We start from the raw sequence: 21814 nt of genomic DNA, 5'->3' as shown, positions 1-21814 counted from the left end.
CTGAGGCCGTGGACATCCTAGTCGGACTCGGGCACCTCCCCCGGCACGCGATAGCGCGGCGGGGCGTTCTCGCGCTCCTCCCGGGTCAGCGTCTCGTCCTCGGCGGGCACGCCCCATACCGTCTCGCTCTCGCGGTCCGGGTAGCTGTAGGTGGTGCAGCCAGCGAGCAGTGCCAGGCTGATGGTGAGGGGCAGCGCGAGGGCGGCGAGCCGCGGGCGGGTGAGGGGCATGGAATCTCTCCGGTGAGACGGTGAAGGGGGGCCGGCCAGCGTCACCGCTGGCCGGCGTAGGTTCAAGGCCGCTTAACCCGACCAGCCGAGCAATATTGGCACGTAGACCACCAGCAGCAGCACCGCGATCAGCCCCAGCAGGTAGGGGATGATCGCCCGGGTGATGCGCTCCAGCGGCAGCTGGGTGACCGAGGAGGCCACGTAGAGGTTGATCGCCACCGGTGGGGTGATCATGCCGATGGCAAGCCCCACCACGATGATCAGGCCGAAGTGGATTGGGTCGATGCCCAGCTGGGTGACCAGCGGCAGCAGTACCGGGGTGAGGATGATCAGGGCGCTGGCGGTCTCGATGAACACGCCGGTGAGCAGGATCACCGCCACCACCAGCAGCATGATCACCAGCGGGTCGGTGGAGAGCGACAGCACCGCCTGGGCGATGGCGCCGGGCACTTGCCAGCTGGAGAGGGTCCAGCTGAGTACCGCCGAGGTGGCGATTACCAGCATGATCACCGAGGTGGTGATGGCCGAGCGGATCAGGATGCGGTAGACGTCGGCCAGGTTCAGGTCACGGTAGATGAACAGCGACACCAGCAGGGCGTAGTTGACCGCCACCACCGCCGCCTCGCTGGGCGTGAAGATCCCCGAGAAGATGCCGCCGAGGATGATCACCGGCGTCATCAGGCCCCAGCTGGCACTGCGGAAGGTACGCCAGATGGTGGCCGCCGAGAGGGCGGTGCCCCGCGGGTAGTTGCGGCGGTAGGCCTGCACGATGGCGATGGCGGAGAGCCCGAGGCCCATGGCGATGCCCGGCAGGATGCCGCTCAGGAACAGCGATGATACCGACTGCTGGGCAATCACCGCATAGATGATCATCGGCACCGAGGGCGGGATCACCACCCCGATGGTGCCGCTGGCGGCGATCAGGCTGGCCGCCGAGGCGGGGTCGTAGCCCTTCCTGCGCAGCTCCGGCACCAGGCTCGAGCCCACCGCGGCGGTGGTGGCGGCGCCGGAGCCCGAGATGGCGGCGAAGAACATCCCGGCCCCCACCGAGACGATGGAGAGCCCGCCCTTGAGGAAGCCGAACAGCGAATCGGCGAAGTCGACCAGCTTCTCGCTCACCTTGCCCTGGGCCATCAGGTCGCCGGCGAGGATGAACATCGGTACCGCCACCAGGGCAAAGGAGTTGATGCCCTGGAACATCTGCTGGGTCACCACCATCGGTGGCACGCCCTGGGCGTGCAGCGCCACCAGGGTGCTGGCGCCGATGGCCAGGGCGATGGGTACCCCCAGCAGCATGAAGACCAGGAACAGCACGAAGAGCAGCGCGGTCATGGCTGCTCCTCGTCGTCGGCGTGTGGCACGGGGTCATCGCCCAGTGCCAGGCCGGCGATGTCCACCAGGGCATACCAGGCCATGATCGCCGCGGAGAGCGGGATCACGGCGTAGACCCAGGTCATGGAGAGGCGCAGTGAGGCGGATTTCTGGAAGCTCTGCACCTGCATGTACTCCCAGCCGATGGTGACCAGCCCGAGCAGGAAGCCCAGCGACACCAGCAGGGCGGCGATGCGCGCCAGGCGCCGGGGCAGCCCGGGCAGGGCGTCCACCACGAAGGTCACGGCGATATGCCGGCCGCGGCGGAAGGCGAGGGTGGCGGCCAGGAAGGTGATCCACACCAGCAGGAAGCGCGCCACTTCCTCGGTCCAGCCCACCGCGGTGAAGAAGACCCGCGAGACGATCTGCAGGGTGATCACACCGATCAACGCCGCCATCGCCGTGAAGACCACGGGGGCGATGGCGGCGTCGAGGGCGCTCTCACTCCACCGCAGCGGTCGCAGCAGGGAATGGGCGGAGAAGGTCACTTACTTCAGCGCCTCCTGGATGCGCGGCAGAGTGTCGCCGAACTGCTCACCGTACTGCTCGTAGACCGGGGCCACGGCCTCCTGGAAGGCGGCGATATCGGGCTCCTCGACGATCTGCATGCCGGCCTCGCGCAGCTCGGCCAACTGCTCGGCCTCCATCTCGGCATTTACCTGGCGCTCGTGCTCGGCGGCCTCCTGGGCGGCCTGTTCGATCACCGCCTGGGCGGCCTCCGGCAGCGCATTCCAGACCGGCATGCCCATCACGAAGATCGCCGGCGCATAGGTGTGGCGCGACAGGGTCATGTGATCCTGGGTCTCGTAGAGCTTGAACGAGTGGATGACGTTGACCGGGTTCTCCTGGCCGTCGATGGTGCCCTGCTGCATGGCGGTGAGCGCCTCGGTCCAGGCCATGGGTACCGCGTTGGCACCCAGCTCGCGGAAGGTGTCGACGTAGACCGGGTTCTCCATCACGCGGACGCGCAGGCCGTCGATGTCCGCAGGCGTCTCCACCGCCCGCTCGCTGTTGGTGAGGTTGCGGAAGCCGCGCTCGGCATAGGCCAGCCCCTTGAGGTTGACCTCGGAGAGGCGGTCGAGCAGCTCCTGGCCGATCTCGCCGTCGAGCACCGCGTAGGCGGCCTCGGGGCTGGGGAAGAGGAAGGGCAGCTCGAACACCGCCATATCCTCGAGGAAGTTGGCCACCGGACCGTTGGTGATCACGCCCATGTCCACGGTGCCGATCTGCATGCCCTCGAGCAGGGTGCGCTCGTCGCCCAGGCTGGCGTTGGGGTAGAGCTCGATGTCCACCTTGCCGTCGGTGCGCTCCTCCACCAGCTCCTCGAACTTCATGGCGGCGATATGGAAGCCGTCCTGCTCGTTGACCACGTGGGCCAGGCGCAGGGTGACAGGATCCATGTCGGCGAAATCTGATGCGTTGGCAGAGGCCATCACGGCCAGTGAAATGCCCAGTGCCAGCGAGCTGCGTACAAAGCCTTTCATTGTTGGTTTCCTTTTGGTGTCAGCGTGTTGCGAAGTCCAGCGTCCAAGAGCATGCACCGAGGCGGGTAAAGCGGTCAATCGACGCTGGCCGGGCCTGGGCGGCTTACCAAACAGCGCGTAAAGCATCGCCCAATCGGGCGGTGATACAAGCGCGCACCGCGAAGCGGTGCTGAATGGATATTGCCTCGAACCCCTGATATCTTTCCAGTATGACAAAGCGTGCCTACAAAGAACGGTTCTACCCCACCCCCGAGCAGGCGGTGCTGCTGGCGCAGTCGTTCGGATGTACCCGTTTTGTCTGGAACAATACGCTGGCCTATCGCACCGAGGCCTATCAGCAGCGCGGCGAGCCGGTGTCGCACGCCGCCGCAGAAAAGCGCCTGGTCGCGCTCAAGGCCAACTATCCCTGGTTGAAGGATGTCTCCAGCGTGATCCTGCAGCAGACGCTGCGCGATCAAAAGGCGGCCTTCGACAATTTTTTCAACCCCAAACTCAAGGCGCGCTATCCGCGCTTCAAGCGCAAGGACGGCCGGCAGTCGATCCGGCTGACCAAGGCGGCATTTAGCTATCGCGATGGCGAGATCACCATCGCCAAGACCACGGCGCCGCTGCCGATCCGCTGGAGCCGCCCGCTGCCCAGCGAACCCTCCAGCATCACGATTTCGCGGGATCGTGCCGGCCGCTATTTCATCAGCTGCCTGTGCGAGTTCGAGCCGGAGACGCTGCCGGTCACGCCGAAGATGGTAGGCATCGATCTCGGCCTGACCGACCTGTTCATCACCAGCGAGGGCATGAAGTCGGGCAACCCGCGTCATCTCAAACGCTATGAGGCCAAGCTGGCCTATCTGCAACGCCGGTTGTCGAAAAAGCAGAAAGGCTCGCACAACCGCCACAAGCTGCGCCAGAAAGTGGCGCGGCTACATGTCAGGATCGCGGACTGCCGCCGCGATGCGATCCACAAAGCGACCCGCACGCTGATTAACGAAAACCAAGTGCTGTGTGTCGAATCGCTCAATATCGTGGGCATGGTAAAAAACCGTTCCTTGGCCAAGGCCATCAGCGATGCCGGCTGGGGAGAGTTTGTGCGCCAACTCGAATACAAGGCCGCCTGGGCGGGCCGGCAACTGGTGAAAGTCAGCCAGTGGCTGCCGAGCAGCAAGCGGTGCCACGGCTGTGGGCACCAAGTTGAGAAACTGCCGCTATCGCAACGCCATTGGCACTGCGAGGGCTGCGGCCAAGCCATCGACCGTGATATCAACGCGGCCAGAAATATCCGAACCGCCGGGCTGGCGGGGTTAGCCTGTGGAGCGACTGGAGCGGGGGCCGTGGCCTAGTCACGGCCTAGTGAAGGCGTGTCGAAGCAGGAAGGTTCTGGGGGTGACCTCAGAACCCTCGCCCAAAGCGCGAAGCGCGGCGGGCGGGGAGTGTCAGAGCCGGCGGTACATCACATGGGCGTCCACCGCTCCGAGCACCGGATGGCGGAAGGCGCCGGGCAGCGTGCCGCACACCGCGAAGCCGTGGGCCTGCCATAGCCGCACCGCCACCGTGTTGGTGGCCACCACCAGGTTGTACTGCATGGCGGTGAAACCGAGCTCCCGGGCGAGTCCCAGGGAGTGCTCGCACATCTGCCCCGCCAAGCCACGGCCTCGCGCCTCGGCAGCGACGATATAGCCGCAGTTGGCGACATGGTCGCCGGGGCCGGCCTGGTTGGGCTTCATGTAGTAGGTGCCCAGCGGCTTGTCCGCCTCGTCCACCGCCACCCGTACCGCCCGCGGCAGCTCGATCCACATGCGGTGGGCATCCTGCTCGGTGATGTCCCGGGGCACGGCATAGGTCTCGCCGGCGCGGAACACCGGCGCGAGCATGGCCCACAGCGCGGGCCAGTCGTCGGGGTGGTAGGCTCGCAAGGTGATCATGCCGCCTCCTGCTGGGCGCGCAGCCAGGCGATCTCCTCGGCCCAGATGGCGGGCTCGATGGTCTCCAGTACCAGCGGCATGTCGTCGGTGCGCGGGTCCTGCATCAAGGCGCTGAAACAGTCGCTGCCGATATTGCCTCTGCCCAGGCTGTGGTGGCGATCCACCCGGCTGCCAAGCTCGCTCTTGGCGTCGTTGAGGTGCATCCCCTTGAGGTACTCGATGCCCACCACGGCGTCGAACTCGTCGAGCATGGCGACGGTGGCTTCCCGGGTACGCAGGTCATAGCCGGCGGCGAAGGCGTGGCAGGTGTCGATGCACACGCCGACCCGCGACTTGTCCTCCACCTGCTCGATGATCTCGGCCAGCTGCTCGAAGCGCCAGCCCAGGTTGCTGCCCTGGCCCGCGGTGTTCTCGAGTACCGCGGTGACGCCATCAGTCTCGGCGAGCACCTGGTTGAGCGACTCGGCGATGCGTGCCAGGCAGTCGCTCTCGCTGATCTTGCGCAGGTGGCTGCCGGGATGGAAGTTGAGGCGGTCGATGCCCAGCTGCTCGCAGCGCTGCATCTCGTCGAGGAAGGCAGCACGGGACTTGGCCAGCCCCTCGGTCTCGGGGTGGCCGAGGTTGATCAGGTAGCTGTCGTGGGGAAGGATCTGTCCCGGACCGAAGCCGTGGCGTCGGCAGGCGTCGCGGAAGGCAGTAACCACTGCCTCGTCGAGCGGCTTGGCTCGCCACTGGCGCTGGTTCTTGGTGAAGAGCGCGAAGGCGTTGGCGCCGATCGCCACGGCGCGCTCGACCGCCTGATCGACGCCGCCGGCGGCGCTGACATGGGCTCCGATATATTTCATGCGGTAGGGTCCTGTGTGCAGTCTGGTCCAGGGTTCCAGGGGGGTGGATCACGGGATTGTCGCCGATCCGAAGGCCGAACCCCAGCGTCGAACCAGAGGGTATGGATTCGTGGCGACGGTGGACGCCACCCGATGCGGTCCGCTAGGGTCAGGGGCCAATTCGATGACTCAGGAGATCCCATGACCCTGCGCAAGTCGCTCGCCGTATCCTCACTGTCCCTGGCGCTCGCCGTGCCGGCCTTCGCCCAGCAGATGCCCCAGGGCCAGGCTCCCAGCGCCGAGGACCAGGTGGCCCAGCTCGACCAGATGGTGGACCTCGACCAGGGCCAGGAGCAGGAGCTGGTGAGCCTGCTCAGCGAGTCTCGCCAGCGTATCCAGTCGCTGCGCAGCGAGGCCCAGGAAGTGCAGATGCGGTTGCAGCAGAATGCCGGCCCCGAATTCGACGAGGCCGCCATTCGCCAGGATGCCGAGCTGCTGGGTGACCTCACCGGCGAGATGACCGCCGAGAGCGTGCTGATGCAGTCGCGCATGCAGGCGGCCCTGAGCCCGGCGCAGCGCGACGAGCTGGAGCGTCAGGTTGCCCAGCGCCAGCAGCAGATGCGCCAGATGCAGCAACAGATGCAACAGCAGCAGGCGCCTGCACAGTAAGCCTCCTCGGATGGGCTTGCGGTCGCCCCGGCGGCCGCTGGTCCCGGCATTGATATAGCGCAGACGGCACCCCGCGGGGTGCCATCTGCGTTTATCAATGCCGCCGGTTGCCGGGGCGGCCGAGCCAGTAGCGATGCCCCTGGCGCTCCGGTCGCGTCTCCACCAGTGGATGGGTGGGTCGATAGGGACGCGAGGAGGGCGGCCGTGGCCCCTGGTGAGAGGCCAGTGCCATCAGGCGTCGCACCCGCTCATCTGTCTGCGGGTGGGTCTGCAGGTAGTGCAGCCAGCCCGGGAGTTGCCGGCGGCCGAACAGGGTCGTCAGCCACATCCCGTTGCGACGCTCCAGGGCCTCCAGGGCGGCGGCCAGGCCCTGCGGATCGCGGGTCAGCGCCGTCGCCTCCAGGTCGGCGGTGAACTCGCGGTTCCGCGACAGTGCCAGCTGCAGCAGGGTGCTCGCCACAGGGGCCAGCCCCACCACCATCAGCTCCAGCCAGGGCATGCGGATCTCGCCGGCCATGGCCATGGGCAGCATGGCGATCAGCGCCAGCTGTACCAGGAAGGCCCCCCAGATGGTGAGCCGCGTCATGGTGGCGGCCATGGACATCACCCGGGTGTCGCCGTGGCGCAGATGGCTGACCTCATGGGCCAGCACCCCGGCCAGCTGGCGCAGCGACAGGCCGTGCAGCAACCCCTCGGTGACGGCGATACCGCCATCCCTGGCATCCCCCACGGCGAAGGCATTGAGATCCGGCGAGGGCACGTAGAACAGCCAGGGCTGCTGGGTGAGCCCCGCCCGCCGATAGAGCAGGTCCATCACGCGGTAGAGCTGCGGCGCCTGGTGACGGTGCAGCACGCCGGCACCGGTGTGTGCCAGCACCAGCCGCGCCGGTACCCGGCCGCCGAGGTAGAGGGTCAGCATCACCAGGCCGAAGGCCCACAGCACACCGCCACTCCCCGCCAGCAACCAGGCAGGCACCGCAAGCAGCAGCGACATGCCGGCCAGGATCAGCAGGTGCTGAAGGGTGTTGTGCAGGCGCTGGGCGGTGAAGCGAGAGAGCATCGTATCCTCCTGATGCCAACAGGTTACCGCGCCAGGTGGCCTGCTGGCACCTGCCGGTCGAACCACGCGCTGAAGCCGTGAAGAAACATTCGGTTACAGTCGCGCAAGAATTATGGAAACCCTTACCAAAGAGATTGAAAAAGGCGCGGGGATGGATTCTATTAGTCTGGTAAACAACTTGGAGATATCCCATGCCACTGCCCATTCACATCCCGGAAATCCTGGAACACCTGATGGAGAAGGCCGAGGCCATCCGATCCTGCCGCGAGGCGATCGCCACCTATATCGACTGAGCTTCGTTGACCCGGTTTTCCCCCGGCCAGGGACGGCCACCCCATTCTGCGTTTTCTGACTGATCCCACTCTATCTTCCAGCTTCGCTCGTGCCGCTTCAGCGTATGGCTCGAGTCGATGATCCTTGCGCGTCCCGCCGCTCCAATTGAGATGCCAGCGCCGCTCCGGCACTATGTGCGCTCGCCGATGATGAGTCGGGATCGCCATGCCAAACGACAGGGACGCGACATGGGCCAGCTGCTTCGCATCGTGATGATACACGGCCACCTCGAGGGCGTGGTCGAGCTCAGTGTGGATGGCCACACCAATATCTGCGGTACCAATGCCTCGGGGAAGACCACCCTGCAGCGGCTGGTGCCGGTGTTCTATGGTGAACTGCCCAACAAGGTGGTGCCACGCACCCGCCTCAAGTTCGATGCCTTCTACCTGCCGCATCGCAACAGCTACCTCGTCTACGAATACCGCCGCGAGGAGGGTGATGTGTGCCAGGCGGTGCTGACACGGCGCAGCGAGGGCGGAGTCGAGTACCGCTTCGTCGGCGACGCCTACCGCCCCGAGGATTACCTGGTCGAGAGCGAGGCCGGCGTGGCCGCCCTGGACTATGCCCAGTGGGCCAACGGCCTGCGCCGGCGGGGCGTATCGGTCTCGCCCAAGCTGGGGGCGACCTCCGAGTATCGCGCGGTGATCCAGAACGACTTCACCCAGACCGGGACCCAGCCCCGGGGCAACAGCAAGGAAGGGTTGCGCCTGCGCCAGGTGGCCGCCCGCTTCAGCCTGGTGCGTCCCGGCCAGCGCATCCGGCATATGGAGAAGCTGGTCTCCGCGGTGCATGCCAAGGAGGGCAAGATGGATACCCTCAAGACCATGCTGGCGGCGATCTTCGAGGAGGACGGGGTCGAGTTGCCGGTGACCCGTATCCGCAATACCAAGGCCCGCGAGTGGATCGCTCGCATGCGCCAGTCCATGCGCCTGGAGCCGCTGCAGCGCTCGCTGGGTGAGCTCGAACGCCTGGATCGCGAGATCGCCGACCTTGAGGCGACGCTGTGGCAGCTCAAGCCCCAGCTGGAGGCGGACCGCCACCGTGCCGCGCGGGACCAGGCCGAGCGCGAGGCCGAGATCCAGCAGCGCCAGCGTGACTTCAAGGCCCTTGATACGGCCTATCAGGAGCGCCGCGACGCCCTCAACGACCGTGCCAGCCGAGTCGACAGCGAGCTCGACCAGACCCGCGGCGTGCTCGATGACCTGCAGCGCCAGTTCGAGGCCTACGAGACGGCGGATATGCCGGGCCTGGAGCAGGACCTCAAGGCGCTGCCCCAGTGGCGTGAGCAGCAGCAACAGCTGCGCGACCACCTTGAGCTGATGCAGCAGGCGGTCAAGGAGAGCAAGGCCAAGCTGGAGGCGCGCCTGGTGGAGCTGGGCGACCTGCTCGAGTCGCGCCGCGACGACCTCCAGGCGCTGATCGATGCCCTGGGCGAGGAGAAGGAGGCCTGCCGCGACCAGCAGGGCGAGGCCGAGAGTCGCCTGGATGCCGACTACCAGGCTCGCCGCCAGGCCCTGGATGATGACTATCGCGCCCGCCTGGAGCAGGTGACCGCGCGTCTCGCCGAACTCAAGGCGCAGCTGTCCCACACCGCCCAGAGCGCGGAGGAGGCCCGCGAGGCAGAGCAGGCCCAGGCTCGGGTCGACCAGGCCCAGAGCGAGCAGAGCGCCACCGCCGGCGCCGTGGAATCACTGCGTGGCGAGCTCGATGAGTGCCGCCAGGCCCGGGGGCTCGCCGAGCGCGACCTGGAGCTGGCCCGCACCCAGCTGTCGCGTTCCCGCGGACACCTCGACGAGTTGCTGGTCCAGCGTGATCCCGCCCAGGGCAGCCTGCGCCACTTCCTGCGCCATCACCGCCCGGGCTGGGAACAGGGCCTGGGCAAGGTGATCGCCCCGGAGCTGCTCGAGCGCCGCGACCTCGCTCCCCAGTTCAACGACGAGGGCAGCGACGACCTGTTCGGGCTCGCCCTGGACCTCGCTGCCATCGCGCTGCCCGATTACGCCCAGGACGAGGCCAGCCTGCTGGCCGAGATCGAGGCCGCCGAGCAGGCGCTGGCCCAGGCCGAGGAGGGCGAAGCGGCTGCCGAGAAGTCGCTGCGCGGTTGCCACCAGAAGGTGCAGGAGGCCGATGCCCGCCTCGAGCGGGCGCGTACCGCCCGCCGCCGTGCCGCCGAGGAGGTGGACTACGCCCTGCAGGCCCGCAGCCAGTGCCAGCAGCGCCACGCCGCCGCCCAGCAGGCGCGCCAGGCCAGCGCCAAGGAGGCGCTGGCGGAGCAGGACGCCGCTCACCAGGCGCTGCGCGACGAGCAGCACCGGGCGCTGGAGGCGCTGGCCGACGGCCACCGTGCCCAACGCCTGGAGCTGACCGCCGACTTCCAGGGGCGGCTGGCCGGCTTCGACCAGCAGGTCGCCCAGTACCGCCGCCAGCTCGCCGAGCACAAGGAGGAGCATCGCCGCCAGCGTGACGAGCTCACCGCCGCCTTCGACCGCGAGCTGGCCGAGCAGGGTGTCGACCCCGAGACCGTGCGAGATACCCGCGCGCGGCTGGAGGCACTGGGCAAGCGTATTCGCCAGACCACCGAGCGCGAGGATGAACTGAGGGAATATCGTCACTTCATGCGCGTGGAGTGGGGCGAGCGCAAGCCGCGCCTGGTCGCGAAGGAGGCCGAGCTTGCCCGCGACCGGGATGCCCTGGCGCGGGAGCGCGAACAGCACGCTGCCGACTTCCGTACTGCCCGCAGCGAGCATCAGGCCGCGGTGAGCGAACTTGCCATCCGGCGTGACGCCGCCAAGGCGCTGGTGGAAACTCTGGCGCCGCTGCTCGACAAGCTGGAAACCCTGGCCCTGGAGCCGGCTCCCGAGCCCCTCGGCGAGGCACCGGGGGATGTGGAGGAGCGCATCGAGCGCCTGCGCCAGGGTCTCACCGACCACGCCCGTGAGCTCGACGCCCTGCGCCGTGGCTGCGAGAAGCTCGAGTCCGAGCTGATCAAGGGAGCCAGCGCCGACTTCCAGGCCACCCTGGCGGCCGAACGCGCCCGACTCGACGGCGAGAGCCCGCGCCGCCTGCTGCCGGTGATCGCCGGCATGCTCCAGCTGCTCGAGGGGCAACAGCAGCAGCTGTTGCAGGAGGGGCGCAACCTCTCCGACGACCTCGACAAGTTCTTCACTGTATTCAGCGACCTCAATCGGCGCATCAGTGCCCAGAGCCGGCGCCTCTCCGACGAGGTCGCCGACGACCTGGTGCTCGAGGGCATCGGCCGCGCCGAGGTGAGGATCCAGTCGACCATCGACGAGCTGGGCTTCTGGGAGCCGCTCAAGCGCTTCGCCCAGCGCTACCGCGAGTGGCGCGACTCGGGCCAGCCGCTCCCCGGCGACGACTACCTGGATGCCCTGGCCGACGTGGTGGAGCTGCTGCGCAGCGACCAGCAGTACAGCTTCGAGAGCCTGCTGCGCCTGGAGCTGCACCTCAACGAGGGCGGCACCGACCTGGTGATCCGCAACGACCGCCAGTTGCTGGAGTCCTCCAGCCACGGCATGGCCTACCTGATCCTGTGCAAGTTCCTGCTCGCCTTCACCCGACTGCTGCGTGGCCCGGCCGAGATCGCCATCCACTGGCCCATCGACGAGATCGGCACCCTGGCCTACCACAACGTCGAGAAGCTGTTCGACGCCTGCGACAACAACCGCATCCATATCGTCGGCGCCTTCCCCAATCCGGAGTCGGACGTGCTGTTGCTGTTCCACAATCGCTACCTGATCGACCGTGACGAGGCCGCCCCAGCCAAGCGCCGCCTCAAGCGCATCGAGCCGCGCCTGAGCCGCCTGGCCCAGCGCCTGCAGGCCCGCGCCGAGGAGGCGGCATCATGAGTGAACATACCCCGATGGAGCGCTCCATGGTGGAGTTCGGTCCCCTGCTGGAGCGCCTGCTGGCCGGCGAGTTCATCTGCGCGGTGAGCGACGAGGGCGCCTTTCGCCGCCTGCAGGACGATGAGACCCGCGAGCGGATCGACGCCTACCTGCGCCCGCTCAACCGCCGCCTGGCCAGCAACGACGAGGGCAGCGTCTATTTCCTGGCCTGGCGTGTGCTCGATGAGGCCGCCCGGGAGCAGCTGTCGCGGCAGCTGGGCGAGACCGTGGCGAGCCTGCTGCCGCTGCTGGAGTGGCTGCAGCTGGTCCAGGAGGCGCTGGGGCGCGACGGGCCGGCCGCGCCCGGAGAGGTGCTCAAACCCGCCGACTTCAGCTCGCGCTGCGAGGACAACCAGGGGCTGCGCGAGCGTCTCGAGCGCCTGGCCACCGACCCCTTCTTCGGCTCCCAGAGCGACCAGCTCGACGCCCAGCTCAAGCAGGTGTTCAAGCGGCTCAAGGAGCACGGCTACCTGCTCCAGCCCCATGCCGACCGCCAGTACTACCTGGTCACCGCCAAGATCGACTACCTCATCGACCTGGCGCGCTTCATCCGCGACGAGGAGAACCTGCCGGTGGATGACCAGGCGCCGAGCGGCCAGGAGAGCCTGCTGTGAGTGTCGACCATCCCCACGCCCTGGAGAGCCGCCTGGTCAGCACCGGCGTTGAACGCCTGGCGCTGCTGGGCAAGCACGCCGAGGCGCTGATGGCCGGCTATGCCCGGGACGAGGTGCCGCTGGAGGGGCTCAGCACCACCGCCCTCAACCGGCTGCTGGCGGCACGCATCCTGTGGCGCCCGGATGAGCAGGGCGGGGTGAAGTTGGCGCCCAAGGTGCGCGAGTTGATCGCCGAGATGCTTGCCGACGAGAGCCGCCGCCACGTCAACGCCGATGTGGCCGAGACCCTGGAGCTGTTGCGCAGCCTGGTGCAGAGCTACCGCGAGGCCCGCGACGGCGGTGAGTACTGGCGCCAGGAACAGCAGCTGCTACGCCTTCGCCAGGAGGTGGATGACCTCAATGGTCGTTTCGCCGACGCCATCGACAGCCTGTGGCGACGCCTCAACGGCGATTTCGGCTTCGTCAGCCGCCTGGGTGACAAGATCCGCGAGAACCAGCGTGCCCAGAAACAGATCGTGCGCCTGCTCGACGGCCTCGCGCTGATCGACTTCGACGAGCTGATCGAACTGGTGGGCAGCGACGGCGCGCTGCGCAAGCTGCTGGTCAGCGGCCTGCAGCAGCAGCTTACCCAGCACTACACCAGCCTGCGCGAGGTACAGCGGCGCCTGGTCGAGCTGATGGCGCGCTTCCGCCAGCAGCAGTCGCGCAGCCGCCTGGTGGCAGGCATGGCCGGCTTCCTGCGCGAGCACCCCGGCTTCGTGCCTGGCAACTACGCCCGGCGCGGCGAGGTGCCGGCACTGGTCAACCGCGCCGCTCCGCTGGTTGCCGCCGGTGCCGCCGCCCTGGACCACCACCCCGATAGCCGTGTGCTCGGCGAACTGCTGCACCGCCTGCCGCGGCCCGCCCAGCGACCCGAGCCGGTCACCGCCGCGGGGGCCGCCGCGCCTCAGGAGGACACCCTCGTGGCCGCTCGCCAGCAGGCCCTCAAGGAGGACGTGGAGCGCTTCTATCTGGCGGTGGTGGACGGCGGCGAGGGGCTCAGCGCCCTGGAGTTCCTGCAGCAGGGGGAGTACGAGTGGAGCGAGGAGATCTGGCTGTTCCAGGTGATCGCCGAATTCCAGGGGCTACCCAGAAGCGAGCAGCGCGCCTTCCGCCTCAGCCAGCAGGAGAGCCAGGCGAGCCGCTACAATCATGTCCGGCTGATCCACGACGTCACCCTGCAGCTCGCCTGAGGCCCCATGCATCTATCGTCCCGTGCCCGCAACCTGCTCCGCGACGCCGACCAGGCGTTGCGACGCTCCGCCCGCCAGGAGAGGCCTCGCCGCCAGGTGGTGAACGAGGTGGTCGCCTGGTGCCAGGCGCACGATATCGAACTCGGTGCGCGCCTCACCCATGCCCGTCTGGTGCTCGACCGTGAGCTGCTGGACCGCATCGACGAGGCCCTGGCCGCTCTGGGCGAGCCCGTCATCGCCGCCGGGCTCTCCGGCCTGACCACCGCCGAGCAGGCGGAGCTCGGCAACCGCGAGGCGAAGGGCGTCCGCGAGAAGCCGCGTGCCCGCCGCGTGCTGGCCAGTCTGCCGGCGGTGAGCCGTCCCGGGGTCGCTTGCCGGGCGCACGACTGCCTCGATCTCGATCTTCGCGATCTCGACCTCGCCGCCTTCGACGCCCTGGTGCAGGTCGAGAACCTCGACAGCTTCTACGGCTTGCCCGACACGCTGCCGGCACTCTCGTCCTGGCCGCGCCCGCTGGTGCTCTACCGCGGCGATAGCTTCTACGGCGGAGGCTTCGCCGACCTGGCCGCCGACTGGGCCGCCAGCGGTCGGCCGCATCTCTACCTGGGCGACTTCGATGCCAAGGGGGTGAGCATTGCCCTGGAGCGCGGTGCCAGCCACCAGCTGTTGCCACCCCTTGAGTTGGTGGCCGAGCGTGCCAATGCCCAGCAGCTGCCCCCCGAGCAACAGCGCTACCAGGCGGCGCTGCGCCAGCATGCGGCGCGACTGCCCGAGGAGCATCCGCTGGCACGCTATCTCGCCATCCTGCTCGGTGAGCAGCGCGGCCTGCTGCAGCAGTGGTTCGGCAGCGCCGACGACTGGGTCGCGGTGCCGCTGCACCCCCGCCCGAATTCCTGATGCCCCAACCGGACGACGCCACCGTGGAACTCCTGCAGACGCTCGACACGACCCAGCTGATCCTGGGCCTGGCCACCTTCGCGGCGGGCCTCGCGATCGCCTTTGCCCTCCAGCAACGCCGCCTGCGCAACGCGCGCCGCGAGCGGGAGGCCATGCGTGGCGAGCTGCATGCCCAGCAGCTGGAGGCGCGCGAGCAGACGGTGGCGCTGCAGGTGGCCGAAGGCGAGGTGGAGACCCAGCGCGAAGCCAACCAGGCCCAGGCGCGGGAGCTCGAGCGCTTCCGCGAGGCCTACTATGCGCTCAAGCAGACCCATGGCGAGCTGACCACTCGCCTGGAGGAGAAGGAGGCACACTTCGCCCGCCAGCTCGCCTGGATGGAGGAGAGCAAGGGCCAGCTCAAGGTGGAGTTCGAGAACCTCGCCAACGAGCTGCTGGAGCAGAAGGGCAGGGCCTTCTCGTCGCTCTCCGAGCGCAACCTGCAGGGGCTGCTAAAGCCCTTCCAGGAGGAGATCAAGGGCTTCCGCGAGAAGGTCGAGACCCTGCACCACCAGGAGACCGCCCAGCGCGCCAGCCTGACCACCGAGCTCAAGCACCTGCAGCAGCTCAATCGCGATATCACCGACCAGGCCGCCCAGCTGACCGAGGCGCTCAAGGGCCAGAAGAAGGTCCAGGGCAACTGGGGCGAGCTGATGCTGGAGAACGTGCTCGATAGTGCCGGCCTGCGCCAGGGCTCGGACTACCAGCGCGAGAAGAGCTTTACCACCGAGGCGGGCAAGCGCCGCCCCGATGCGCTGGTCTACCTGCCCGAGAGGCGCCATCTGGTGATCGACGCCAAGACCTCGCTTGCCGCCTATCTTGAGTACGTCAACGCCGAGGACGAGGCGACCCGCCAGCGGGCATTGGCCGACCACGCCCGGGCGGTGGGCGATCGCATCGAGGAGCTGGCCGACAAGCACTACTACGACCTGCCGGGGCTCAACTCGCCGGAGGTGGTGATCATGTTCATCCCGGTGGAGTCGGCCTATATCGAGGCGCTGCGCCACGACGCCACCCTCTACCAGCGCGCCATCGAGCGCAACGTGCTGGTGGCCACCCCCACCACGCTGCTGACCAGCCTGAATATCGTCGGCCAGCTGTGGCGTTTCGAGAACCAGAGCCGCCACAGCGCCGAGCTGGCCCGCAAGGCCGAGCGCTTCCACAGCAAGCTCTCCACCTTCCTCGACAGCATGCAGGACGTGGGGCGCAAGCTCGATGGCGCCCGCGAGAGCTACGACCGGGCGCTGGGCCAGCTGGTCAACGGCCGTGGCAACCTGGTCAAGCAGGCCAGCGAGTTCCGCGAACTGGGCGTGGCGGTAAAGAAGGAGCTGCCTGCCGAGATCCTCGAGCGTGCCAGGCTCGAAGTGGGCACGGCCCCGCCGGGTGATGGGCGGAGCGACGATCAGGCGCGGAGCTGAGCCTGTGCGAAGTCGAGCAGCCGGCGATACTCTCGCTGGCGGATAATGGACTCGACGATCGCGGCATCAAGATTCAGGTAGTCGTGCACCAGCGCATTGCGCAGCCCGATCACCTTGTTCCAGGGGACGTCGCTGGCATCGAGTCCCTGTTCGCGCAGCTTGTCGAACGCCTTGCGGGCATCGCTCGGAACAACGCTGCCCTGCGACTTGAGGCGCTGCTTGGCGATACCGATGCAGGCCTCCGTCAGCAGCTGCAGGTTGCGTTCGGCGGCGCGGTAGAGCAGGGCGTTGAGACCGTTCGCCATCGTGGACGCCTCATGTAGCTGCTCCAGCTCTTCGGCAAGCGTCGCCAGGTGCTCGCCCATGGCATCGATGTATTCGGGTTCCATCGCGGGGGTCCTGTGGTCGGTACCTGAGGCATCAGGCGAATTGTTGCTGATGGTAGAGGTGATCCAGCTCCCACATAGAGGTGATGCGGTTTTCCTCGCGGGCCAGGCGCAGTCGGTCGTTGGCCTGCAGCACCCTTCCGGTGCGGATCACGGCATGGGCCAGTGGCAGGGGAGCCAGGTTGATATCGACGATGGAGAGGCGCTCCGCCTCCAGCCCCATGGCATCCTGCCAGGCCTGAGTCAGCAGCTCGGGCCGCAGGCGCCGCTCCAGCGGGTCCTGCTCGAAGTCGCGGAAGGCTGCGGCCAGGTCGATGTCGCTCTGAGCGGTCGCAGTGCCCTTGGCGTGGGAGCCGTAGAGCCACAGCACGGCGATGCTGGGCTCGCGTCTGGCCATGTCGGCGAAGGCCTCGAGCAGGATGTCGATATCCGGCATAGTGAATCCCTTGGCGTGATGAAGGTTTGCCGCCAGTCTACCATCCCCATCACAGGTTCAGGCGGCAGGTATGCAGCCGTTGAGCCATGGGGGTAGGACCGTAGGAAGTCAGCATAGGGAGCAGGGAGTCGAGATGGCCTTTCGTTTCCAGCGTCGCATCCGCCTGGCACCCGGGGTGCGCCTCAACCTCAGCAAGCGCGGCCTGGGCCTCTCGGTGGGCCCGCGGGGTGCCAGCCTAAGTGTCGGGCCCAGCGGCGTGCATGGTCATGCCGGGATCCCCGGCACCGGCCTCTCCTATCGGCAGAAGCTTTCCGGCGCTGGTCGCCAGCGGCGTGCCAGCCGGAGCGCAGCGGCCTCGGCCCTGGCCCAGCGGCTGGCCGAGGGCGATAGCCTGGCGCTGACCCTCGAGATCGACGAGAGCGGCCAGCTCCGCTACTTCCATGCCGATGGCACGCCGATGTCGGATGCCGAGGCGCGTGAGGTGCGTCGCCATGCCGAGGCGAGCCTGCGCGAGCAGCTCCAGGCCCACTGCGAGCGCCTCAACGCCGACCTCGACCGCCTGGGGCGCCTCCACGAGGAGACCCCGGCGCCCGAGGTCACAGGCTACGCGATGCGCGACTTCGACGAGCCGCCCCCGGCACCGTTTCAGCCGCTGGCCCCGGTGTGGTGGCATGCGCTGTGGCCTCCGGCCCGGCGAGCCCGGGAGGCGCAGAGTCGGCGCCTGAAGGCCGAGTTCGACGAGCGCTATCGAGCCTGGGAGTGGCGCAAGGCGGAGCACGATGCCGCCGAGTTTGCCCGCCATCGCCGCGAGAGCGAGGGCGTCTGGGACGATCCGGAGGCGATGGAGGCGACCCTGCGTGAGCGGCTGGAGGAGATCGACTGGCCGCGGGAGACGCTGATCGACTTCGACCTGGGCAGCGATATCTCGACCATCGCGGTGGACATCGACCTGCCCGGCGAGGAGGAGATGCCCGATCGCTACTGGGGCATGCCCCCCAAACAGCTCAAGCTCTCGTCGCGCCGGCTGAGCGATACCTGCCAGCGCAAGCTCTACCGCGACCATGTCCACGGCATCGCCTTCCGTGTATTGGGGGCGGTGTTCGCCCGCCTGCCGGGGGTGAAGGAGGCGCGGGTCTCCGGCTACCGCCAGGTGGTCGACCCCGCCACCGGCGCCGAGCGCGACCAGTACCTCTACAGCGTCAAGGTCACTCGCGCCCAGTGGGAGGCGATCCGTTTCGACCGCCTCGACCAGGTCGACCCGGTGGCCGCCCTGGAGGCCTTCACCCTGCGCCGCGACATGACGAAGACGGGAATCTTCCGCGACATCGAGCCGCTGAAGCTGGTGTAGGGTGACGCCGGGCGTCAGGCGTAGCGTCGGGCGGTTCTCTGGTTGCTCTCGGCGGCGGGTTTCGTTCCAATACTGGCCTCGCCTTCAAGCCGTGAGGACTATTCGTGTCGGATCCCCAACTCGCCGCCCCCGCCCTGAAGCTCTACCACACCCTGGAGGATATCCCCTGGCAGCGCAGCTTCGATCCACGCTCGCTGACCCGTGGGCGTGGCTATGCGCGGCAGGGCAAGGTGCGTCACGGAATCCGACTCGAGCGAGAACGAGAGATGCTGGTGCTGCGGGCCCAGGTGGAGGGCAGCGGTCACAGGCGCTACCTCACCAGTCTCGCGGTGGATCCTGATGACCACAGCATGGGGGTGGTCAGCGACTGCAGCTGCCCGGTGGGACGCCAGTGCAAGCACGCGGTGGCGGTGATCCAGAGCTTCATCGATGACCTGGAGGCCGATGGCATTCCGCCACGTGACGACACGGCGCTGCTGGAGCAGCGCTGGGAGTCCTGGCTTGCCGAGCTCCAGACGCCACTTGGCGGCAGGCGTTACGTCGAGGAACTGGAGAGTGACTATCGCCTGGCGCTGTTCCTCGACGTTGACCCTGACCCGCGTGCCCCCACCCTGCAGGTGTCGCCGGTGTGGCTGCGCCCCGCCAAACAGCGCAGCCGCGGCAACGGCTGGGTCAAGCCGCGACCCATCATGGTGCGCAGCGGTGGCGGGCTCACCCCCAGGCCGCCTCACGGACTGGCAGCGGATGAGGAAGAGGCGCTGGAGCTGCTCATGCTGGGCGAGCAGCGGCGGCAGTATGTGGGAGCCAATGAGCAGCGCTGGAGCCGTGTCACCCACGCCTTCCAGGCGCGCGCCCTGTGGTCGCTGCTGGAGAGCGATACCCCTCCGCTGCTGTTCCACCCCAAGCAGACCGGCACCATGCTCGACCCCGGCCCCAGTTGTCGGCTGGCCCTCGCCTGGGAGCCCGATGCCGATGGCAACCAGCACCTGCGTGCGGATACCCAACCCGCCGACGTCATCTCGGATCAGGCGGTGATCGTGCGGGCCGGCACCGAGCTGTGCTATCTCGATGAGCGGCGCGGTCGCATCGGGCGACTGGAAGGTGACCCCGACGTGCTGATGCGCCTGCGCCGCGCGCCGCCGCTGCCCCCCGAGATGAGCGGCTGGCTGACCGAGCGTCTGCATCGGGTCCCGGGTCTTTCCAGGCGGCTGCCGGCCCCCCAGGAAGTCGAGGAGCGCACCCTTGAGGGAGTGGCACCGCGCCTCAAGGTCACCATGAGAGTCGCCACCGGCCAACTGGGCTACCGCGACGGCGCCATGGTGCCGCACTGGATCGAGGTGGGCGCCGCCGTGGTGGGCTTCGACTACGCCGGAATCGAGGTGCCACCGGAGGAGGGCGAGAGCCACCAGGCCTTCCGCGACGGCCAGCACCTTACCGTGAAGCGCGACCGCGAGGCGGAGCTGGCCCTGGTGCGCAACCTGCCGCCCGGCATGGTGACCCTGGAGCGCCTGCAGCAGATCGATGCCGTGCCGGCGCACCTCGATCTGCCCGAATGGTCGCTGCTGCTGCCGCGCGAAGGCACGCCGCCACGTTGTGCCAATGAGTGGCCAACCCACCTGGCCGGGCCCGACGAGTGGTGGGAGATGATCGCCAGGCTGCGCGAAGCGGGCTGTGTGGTCATCTTCAGCGATGACTTCCCCGAGGAACCTACCGTCGTCGAGCCGGATGACTGGGTCGGCGAGCTGGAGCCGGCCGGCAATGGCTGGTTCGACCTGGCACTGGATATCGAGGTGGAGGGCGAGCGCCTCAACCTGCTGCCCATCCTGCGCCGGCTGTTCCGGGATCCCGCCTTCCCGCTGGAGCCCGCCGAGGGCGAGGCCGACGACGCCAGCTGGACGCTGGCCCTGCCGGAGAATCGCCGGCTGGTGATGCCCCTTTCCCGGCTGCGCTCGCTGATGGCGCCGATCCTCGACTGGCTCGGCGACGAGAAAGACGACGAGGCGGCCGTGCGCCTGCCGGTGATGGCAGCCGAGAAGCTGGCGCCGCTGGCCGAGCACGAGCGCTGGGCCGGGCGCGAGGACGTCACCGCCCTGGCCCGGCGCCTGCGCGAGCTGCCCGCCAGCCTGCCGGCGCCGGAGGGCTTCGCCGGCGAGCTGCGCGACTATCAGGCCCGCGGTATCGCCTGGATGCGCTTCCTTTCCGAGCTCGGTACCGGCGGCATCCTGGCCGACGACATGGGCCTGGGCAAGACGGTGCAGGTGCTGGCCCATGTGCTCGACGAGCGTGCCCGTGGCGCGTTGACCCGCCCGACCCTGGTGGTGGCGCCCACCAGCCTGGTGGGCAACTGGTGTGCGGAGGCAGAGCGCTTCGCCCCCGAGCTCAAGGTGGTCGCCCTGCAGGGCGGCAAGGCGCAGCGCGAGCGCCAGTTCGAGGAAGCGCTGCCCGACGCTGACCTGGCGGTGACCACCTATGCGCTCCTGATGCGCGATCTCGAGCGGCTGCGCGAACATGATTTCGGCCTGCTGGTGCTCGACGAAGCCCAGGCGATCAAGAACGCCGCCAGCCAGACCGCCCGCGCGGTGCGCGAGCTCAACGCCCAGCGCGCCATCGCCATGACCGGCACACCGTTGGAGAACCACCTGGGTGAGCTGTGGGCTCAGCTCGATGCCGTGGCCCCGGGCGCCCTGGGCAGCCAGCAATGGTTCGGACAGCGCTTCCGCACCCCCATCGAAAAGGAGAGAGATGTCGAGCTACGTCAGCGTCTCTCGCGGCGCATCGCCCCGCTGATGCTGCGCCGCACCAAGCAGCAGGTGCTGACCGAGCTGCCGGAGATCACCGAGACCCGCCGCGAGGTCACTCTGAGCGGCGCCCAGCGCGAGCTCTACGAGAGCCTGCGCTTGGCCCAGCACCAGCGCGTCCAGCAGGCCGTCGCCGAGCGCGGCCTGGCCGCCTCCGGCATCGTCATGCTCGATGCGCTGCTCAAGCTGCGTCAGGTGTGCTGCGACCCGCGGCTGGTCAAGCTGGACAGCGCGCGCAAGACGAAGCGCTCGGCCAAGCTCGACCAGCTGCGCGAGCTGGTGCCGCCGCTGGTGGAGGAGGGCAGGCGCATCCTGATCTTCTCCCAGTTCACCGAGATGCTGGCGCTGATCGGTGACGCCCTCGAGAAGGACGGCATTCCCTTCACCACCCTGACCGGCGACACCCCCGGCAGAACCCGTACCCAGCGCGTGGCGCTGTTCCAGCAGGGCGAGATCCCGGTGTTCCTGATCAGCCTCAAGGCCGGCGGCACCGGCCTCAACCTGACCGCCGCGGACACCGTGATCCACTATGACCCCTGGTGGAACCCCGCGGTGGAGGCCCAGGCCACCGGCCGCGCCCACCGCATGGGCCAGCAGAATCCGGTGTTCGTCTACAAGCTGGTCTGCGCCGGCACCGTGGAGGAGCGCATCCTCGACCTGCAGGCGCGGAAGGCCGACCTCGCCGCCTCCATCCTCGAGGGCGGCGCAGAACAAAAGGGCGACGGCCCGCTGTTCGACGAGGAAGACCTGGCGCTGCTGTTTGCGCCGGCGGTGTAACGAGCGGGGCAGGGGTCAAGAAAAAAGCCAGTCTTTGTTGAGAACTGAAGATTTTCCTGCTGTAGTCAACGAAATATCTC

The 21814-nt window shown here is 68.1% G+C and carries 18 protein-coding genes; 9 read left to right on the top strand and 9 right to left on the bottom strand.

The features are described 5' to 3' along the window. Positions 1 to 17 precede the first annotated feature (17 nt). The 4 genes from LWH48_RS12140 to LWH48_RS12125 all read right to left on the bottom strand — a co-directional run bounded on the left by LWH48_RS12140 (position 18) and on the right by LWH48_RS12125 (position 3085). A complete protein-coding gene (locus LWH48_RS12140) occupies positions 18 to 230 on the bottom strand; it encodes a hypothetical protein (RefSeq protein ID WP_232912779.1) in 213 nt (70 codons plus the stop codon). Positions 231 to 302: 72 nt separating this feature from the next. After that, on the bottom strand, positions 303 to 1562 hold the full coding sequence (locus tag LWH48_RS12135; protein ID WP_232912778.1) for a TRAP transporter large permease: 1260 nt from the start codon (positions 1560 to 1562) through the stop codon (positions 303 to 305). Then, entirely contained in the window at positions 1559 to 2089 is a 531-nt protein-coding gene (locus LWH48_RS12130; protein ID WP_232912777.1) for a TRAP transporter small permease, read from the bottom strand. The genes LWH48_RS12135 and LWH48_RS12130 overlap by 4 nt, the downstream gene beginning before the upstream one ends. Beyond that, positions 2090 to 3085, bottom strand: coding sequence for a TRAP transporter substrate-binding protein (locus LWH48_RS12125; RefSeq protein ID WP_232912776.1), 996 nt, complete (start codon positions 3083 to 3085; stop codon positions 2090 to 2092). A 209-nt stretch (positions 3086 to 3294) separates the two neighbouring features. Between LWH48_RS12125 and LWH48_RS12120 the strand changes: the two genes are divergently transcribed. Then, positions 3295 to 4419 (top strand): RNA-guided endonuclease InsQ/TnpB family protein, encoded by a 1125-nt coding sequence (locus LWH48_RS12120; RefSeq protein WP_161432276.1) that lies wholly within the window; start codon positions 3295 to 3297, stop codon positions 4417 to 4419. 93 nt (positions 4420 to 4512) lie between these two features. Here LWH48_RS12120 and LWH48_RS12115 read toward each other — a convergent pair whose 3' ends face one another. Together LWH48_RS12115 and nfo are read right to left on the bottom strand one after the other, a co-directional pair. Next, positions 4513 to 5001, bottom strand: a complete 489-nt coding sequence (locus tag LWH48_RS12115) for a GNAT family N-acetyltransferase (RefSeq protein WP_161432274.1) — start codon at positions 4999 to 5001, stop codon at positions 4513 to 4515. Next, positions 4998 to 5846 (bottom strand): deoxyribonuclease IV, encoded by an 849-nt coding sequence (gene nfo, locus LWH48_RS12110; protein WP_232912775.1) that lies wholly within the window; start codon positions 5844 to 5846, stop codon positions 4998 to 5000. The genes LWH48_RS12115 and nfo overlap by 4 nt, the downstream gene beginning before the upstream one ends. Before the next feature lie 180 nt (positions 5847 to 6026). Between nfo and LWH48_RS12105 the strand changes: the two genes are divergently transcribed. Beyond that, a complete protein-coding gene (locus LWH48_RS12105) occupies positions 6027 to 6494 on the top strand; it encodes a hypothetical protein (RefSeq protein WP_232912774.1) in 468 nt (155 codons plus the stop codon). A 94-nt stretch (positions 6495 to 6588) separates the two neighbouring features. Here the strand turns inward: LWH48_RS12105 and LWH48_RS12100 are convergent, their stop codons facing one another. After that, entirely contained in the window at positions 6589 to 7554 is a 966-nt protein-coding gene (locus LWH48_RS12100) for a zinc metalloprotease HtpX (RefSeq protein WP_232912773.1), read from the bottom strand. 521 nt (positions 7555 to 8075) lie between these two features. On the opposite strand from LWH48_RS12100, the gene LWH48_RS12095 reads away from it, so the two are divergent. Genes LWH48_RS12095 through rmuC form a run of 5 tightly spaced genes read left to right on the top strand, consistent with a single transcriptional unit; the run spans position 8076 to position 15989 of the window. Next, positions 8076 to 11753, top strand: a complete 3678-nt coding sequence (locus LWH48_RS12095; RefSeq protein ID WP_232912772.1) for an ATP-binding protein — start codon at positions 8076 to 8078, stop codon at positions 11751 to 11753. A gap of 26 nt (positions 11754 to 11779) precedes the next feature. Further along, positions 11780 to 12406 carry a condensin complex protein MksE gene (locus LWH48_RS12090; protein WP_332875625.1) on the top strand — a complete coding sequence of 209 codons (627 nt, stop codon included), beginning with the start codon at positions 11780 to 11782 and terminating at the stop codon, positions 12404 to 12406. Next, positions 12403 to 13638 carry a hypothetical protein gene (locus LWH48_RS12085; RefSeq protein WP_232912770.1) on the top strand — a complete coding sequence of 412 codons (1236 nt, stop codon included), beginning with the start codon at positions 12403 to 12405 and terminating at the stop codon, positions 13636 to 13638. The genes LWH48_RS12090 and LWH48_RS12085 overlap by 4 nt, the downstream gene beginning before the upstream one ends. A 6-nt stretch (positions 13639 to 13644) precedes the next feature. Further along, positions 13645 to 14535 carry a DUF7281 domain-containing protein gene (locus tag LWH48_RS12080; RefSeq protein ID WP_232912769.1) on the top strand — a complete coding sequence of 297 codons (891 nt, stop codon included), beginning with the start codon at positions 13645 to 13647 and terminating at the stop codon, positions 14533 to 14535. After that, a complete protein-coding gene (gene rmuC, locus LWH48_RS12075; RefSeq protein ID WP_232912768.1) occupies positions 14535 to 15989 on the top strand; it encodes a DNA recombination protein RmuC in 1455 nt (484 codons plus the stop codon). The genes LWH48_RS12080 and rmuC overlap by 1 nt, the downstream gene beginning before the upstream one ends. Here the strand turns inward: rmuC and hepT are convergent. Both hepT and mntA read right to left on the bottom strand, forming a co-directional pair. Further along, positions 15974 to 16378 (bottom strand): type VII toxin-antitoxin system HepT family RNase toxin, encoded by a 405-nt coding sequence (gene hepT, locus LWH48_RS12070; protein WP_161432266.1) that lies wholly within the window; start codon positions 16376 to 16378, stop codon positions 15974 to 15976. The genes rmuC and hepT overlap by 16 nt on opposite strands. A gap of 31 nt (positions 16379 to 16409) precedes the next feature. Continuing rightward, positions 16410 to 16811 carry a type VII toxin-antitoxin system MntA family adenylyltransferase antitoxin gene (gene mntA / locus LWH48_RS12065; protein ID WP_161432265.1) on the bottom strand — a complete coding sequence of 134 codons (402 nt, stop codon included), beginning with the start codon at positions 16809 to 16811 and terminating at the stop codon, positions 16410 to 16412. 133 nt (positions 16812 to 16944) lie between these two features. Between mntA and LWH48_RS12060 the strand changes: the two genes are divergently transcribed. Together LWH48_RS12060 and LWH48_RS18375 are read left to right on the top strand one after the other, a co-directional pair. Further along, the gene (locus LWH48_RS12060) at positions 16945 to 18159 is read left to right on the top strand and encodes a DUF4236 domain-containing protein (RefSeq protein WP_161432264.1); all 1215 of its coding nucleotides are present in this window, start codon (positions 16945 to 16947) and stop codon (positions 18157 to 18159) included. 104 nt (positions 18160 to 18263) lie between these two features. Beyond that, positions 18264 to 21734, top strand: coding sequence for a DEAD/DEAH box helicase (locus tag LWH48_RS18375; protein ID WP_232912767.1), 3471 nt, complete (start codon positions 18264 to 18266; stop codon positions 21732 to 21734). The last annotated feature ends 80 nt before the right edge of the window (positions 21735 to 21814 follow it).

The sequence above is a fragment of the Halomonas sp. G15 genome, from assembly GCF_021282295.1.
Lineage (GTDB): Bacteria > Pseudomonadota > Gammaproteobacteria > Pseudomonadales > Halomonadaceae > Halomonas > Halomonas alimentaria.
The sequence above is the reverse complement of the archived record's forward strand: the minus strand, read 5'-3'. Positions and strand labels throughout refer to the sequence as shown.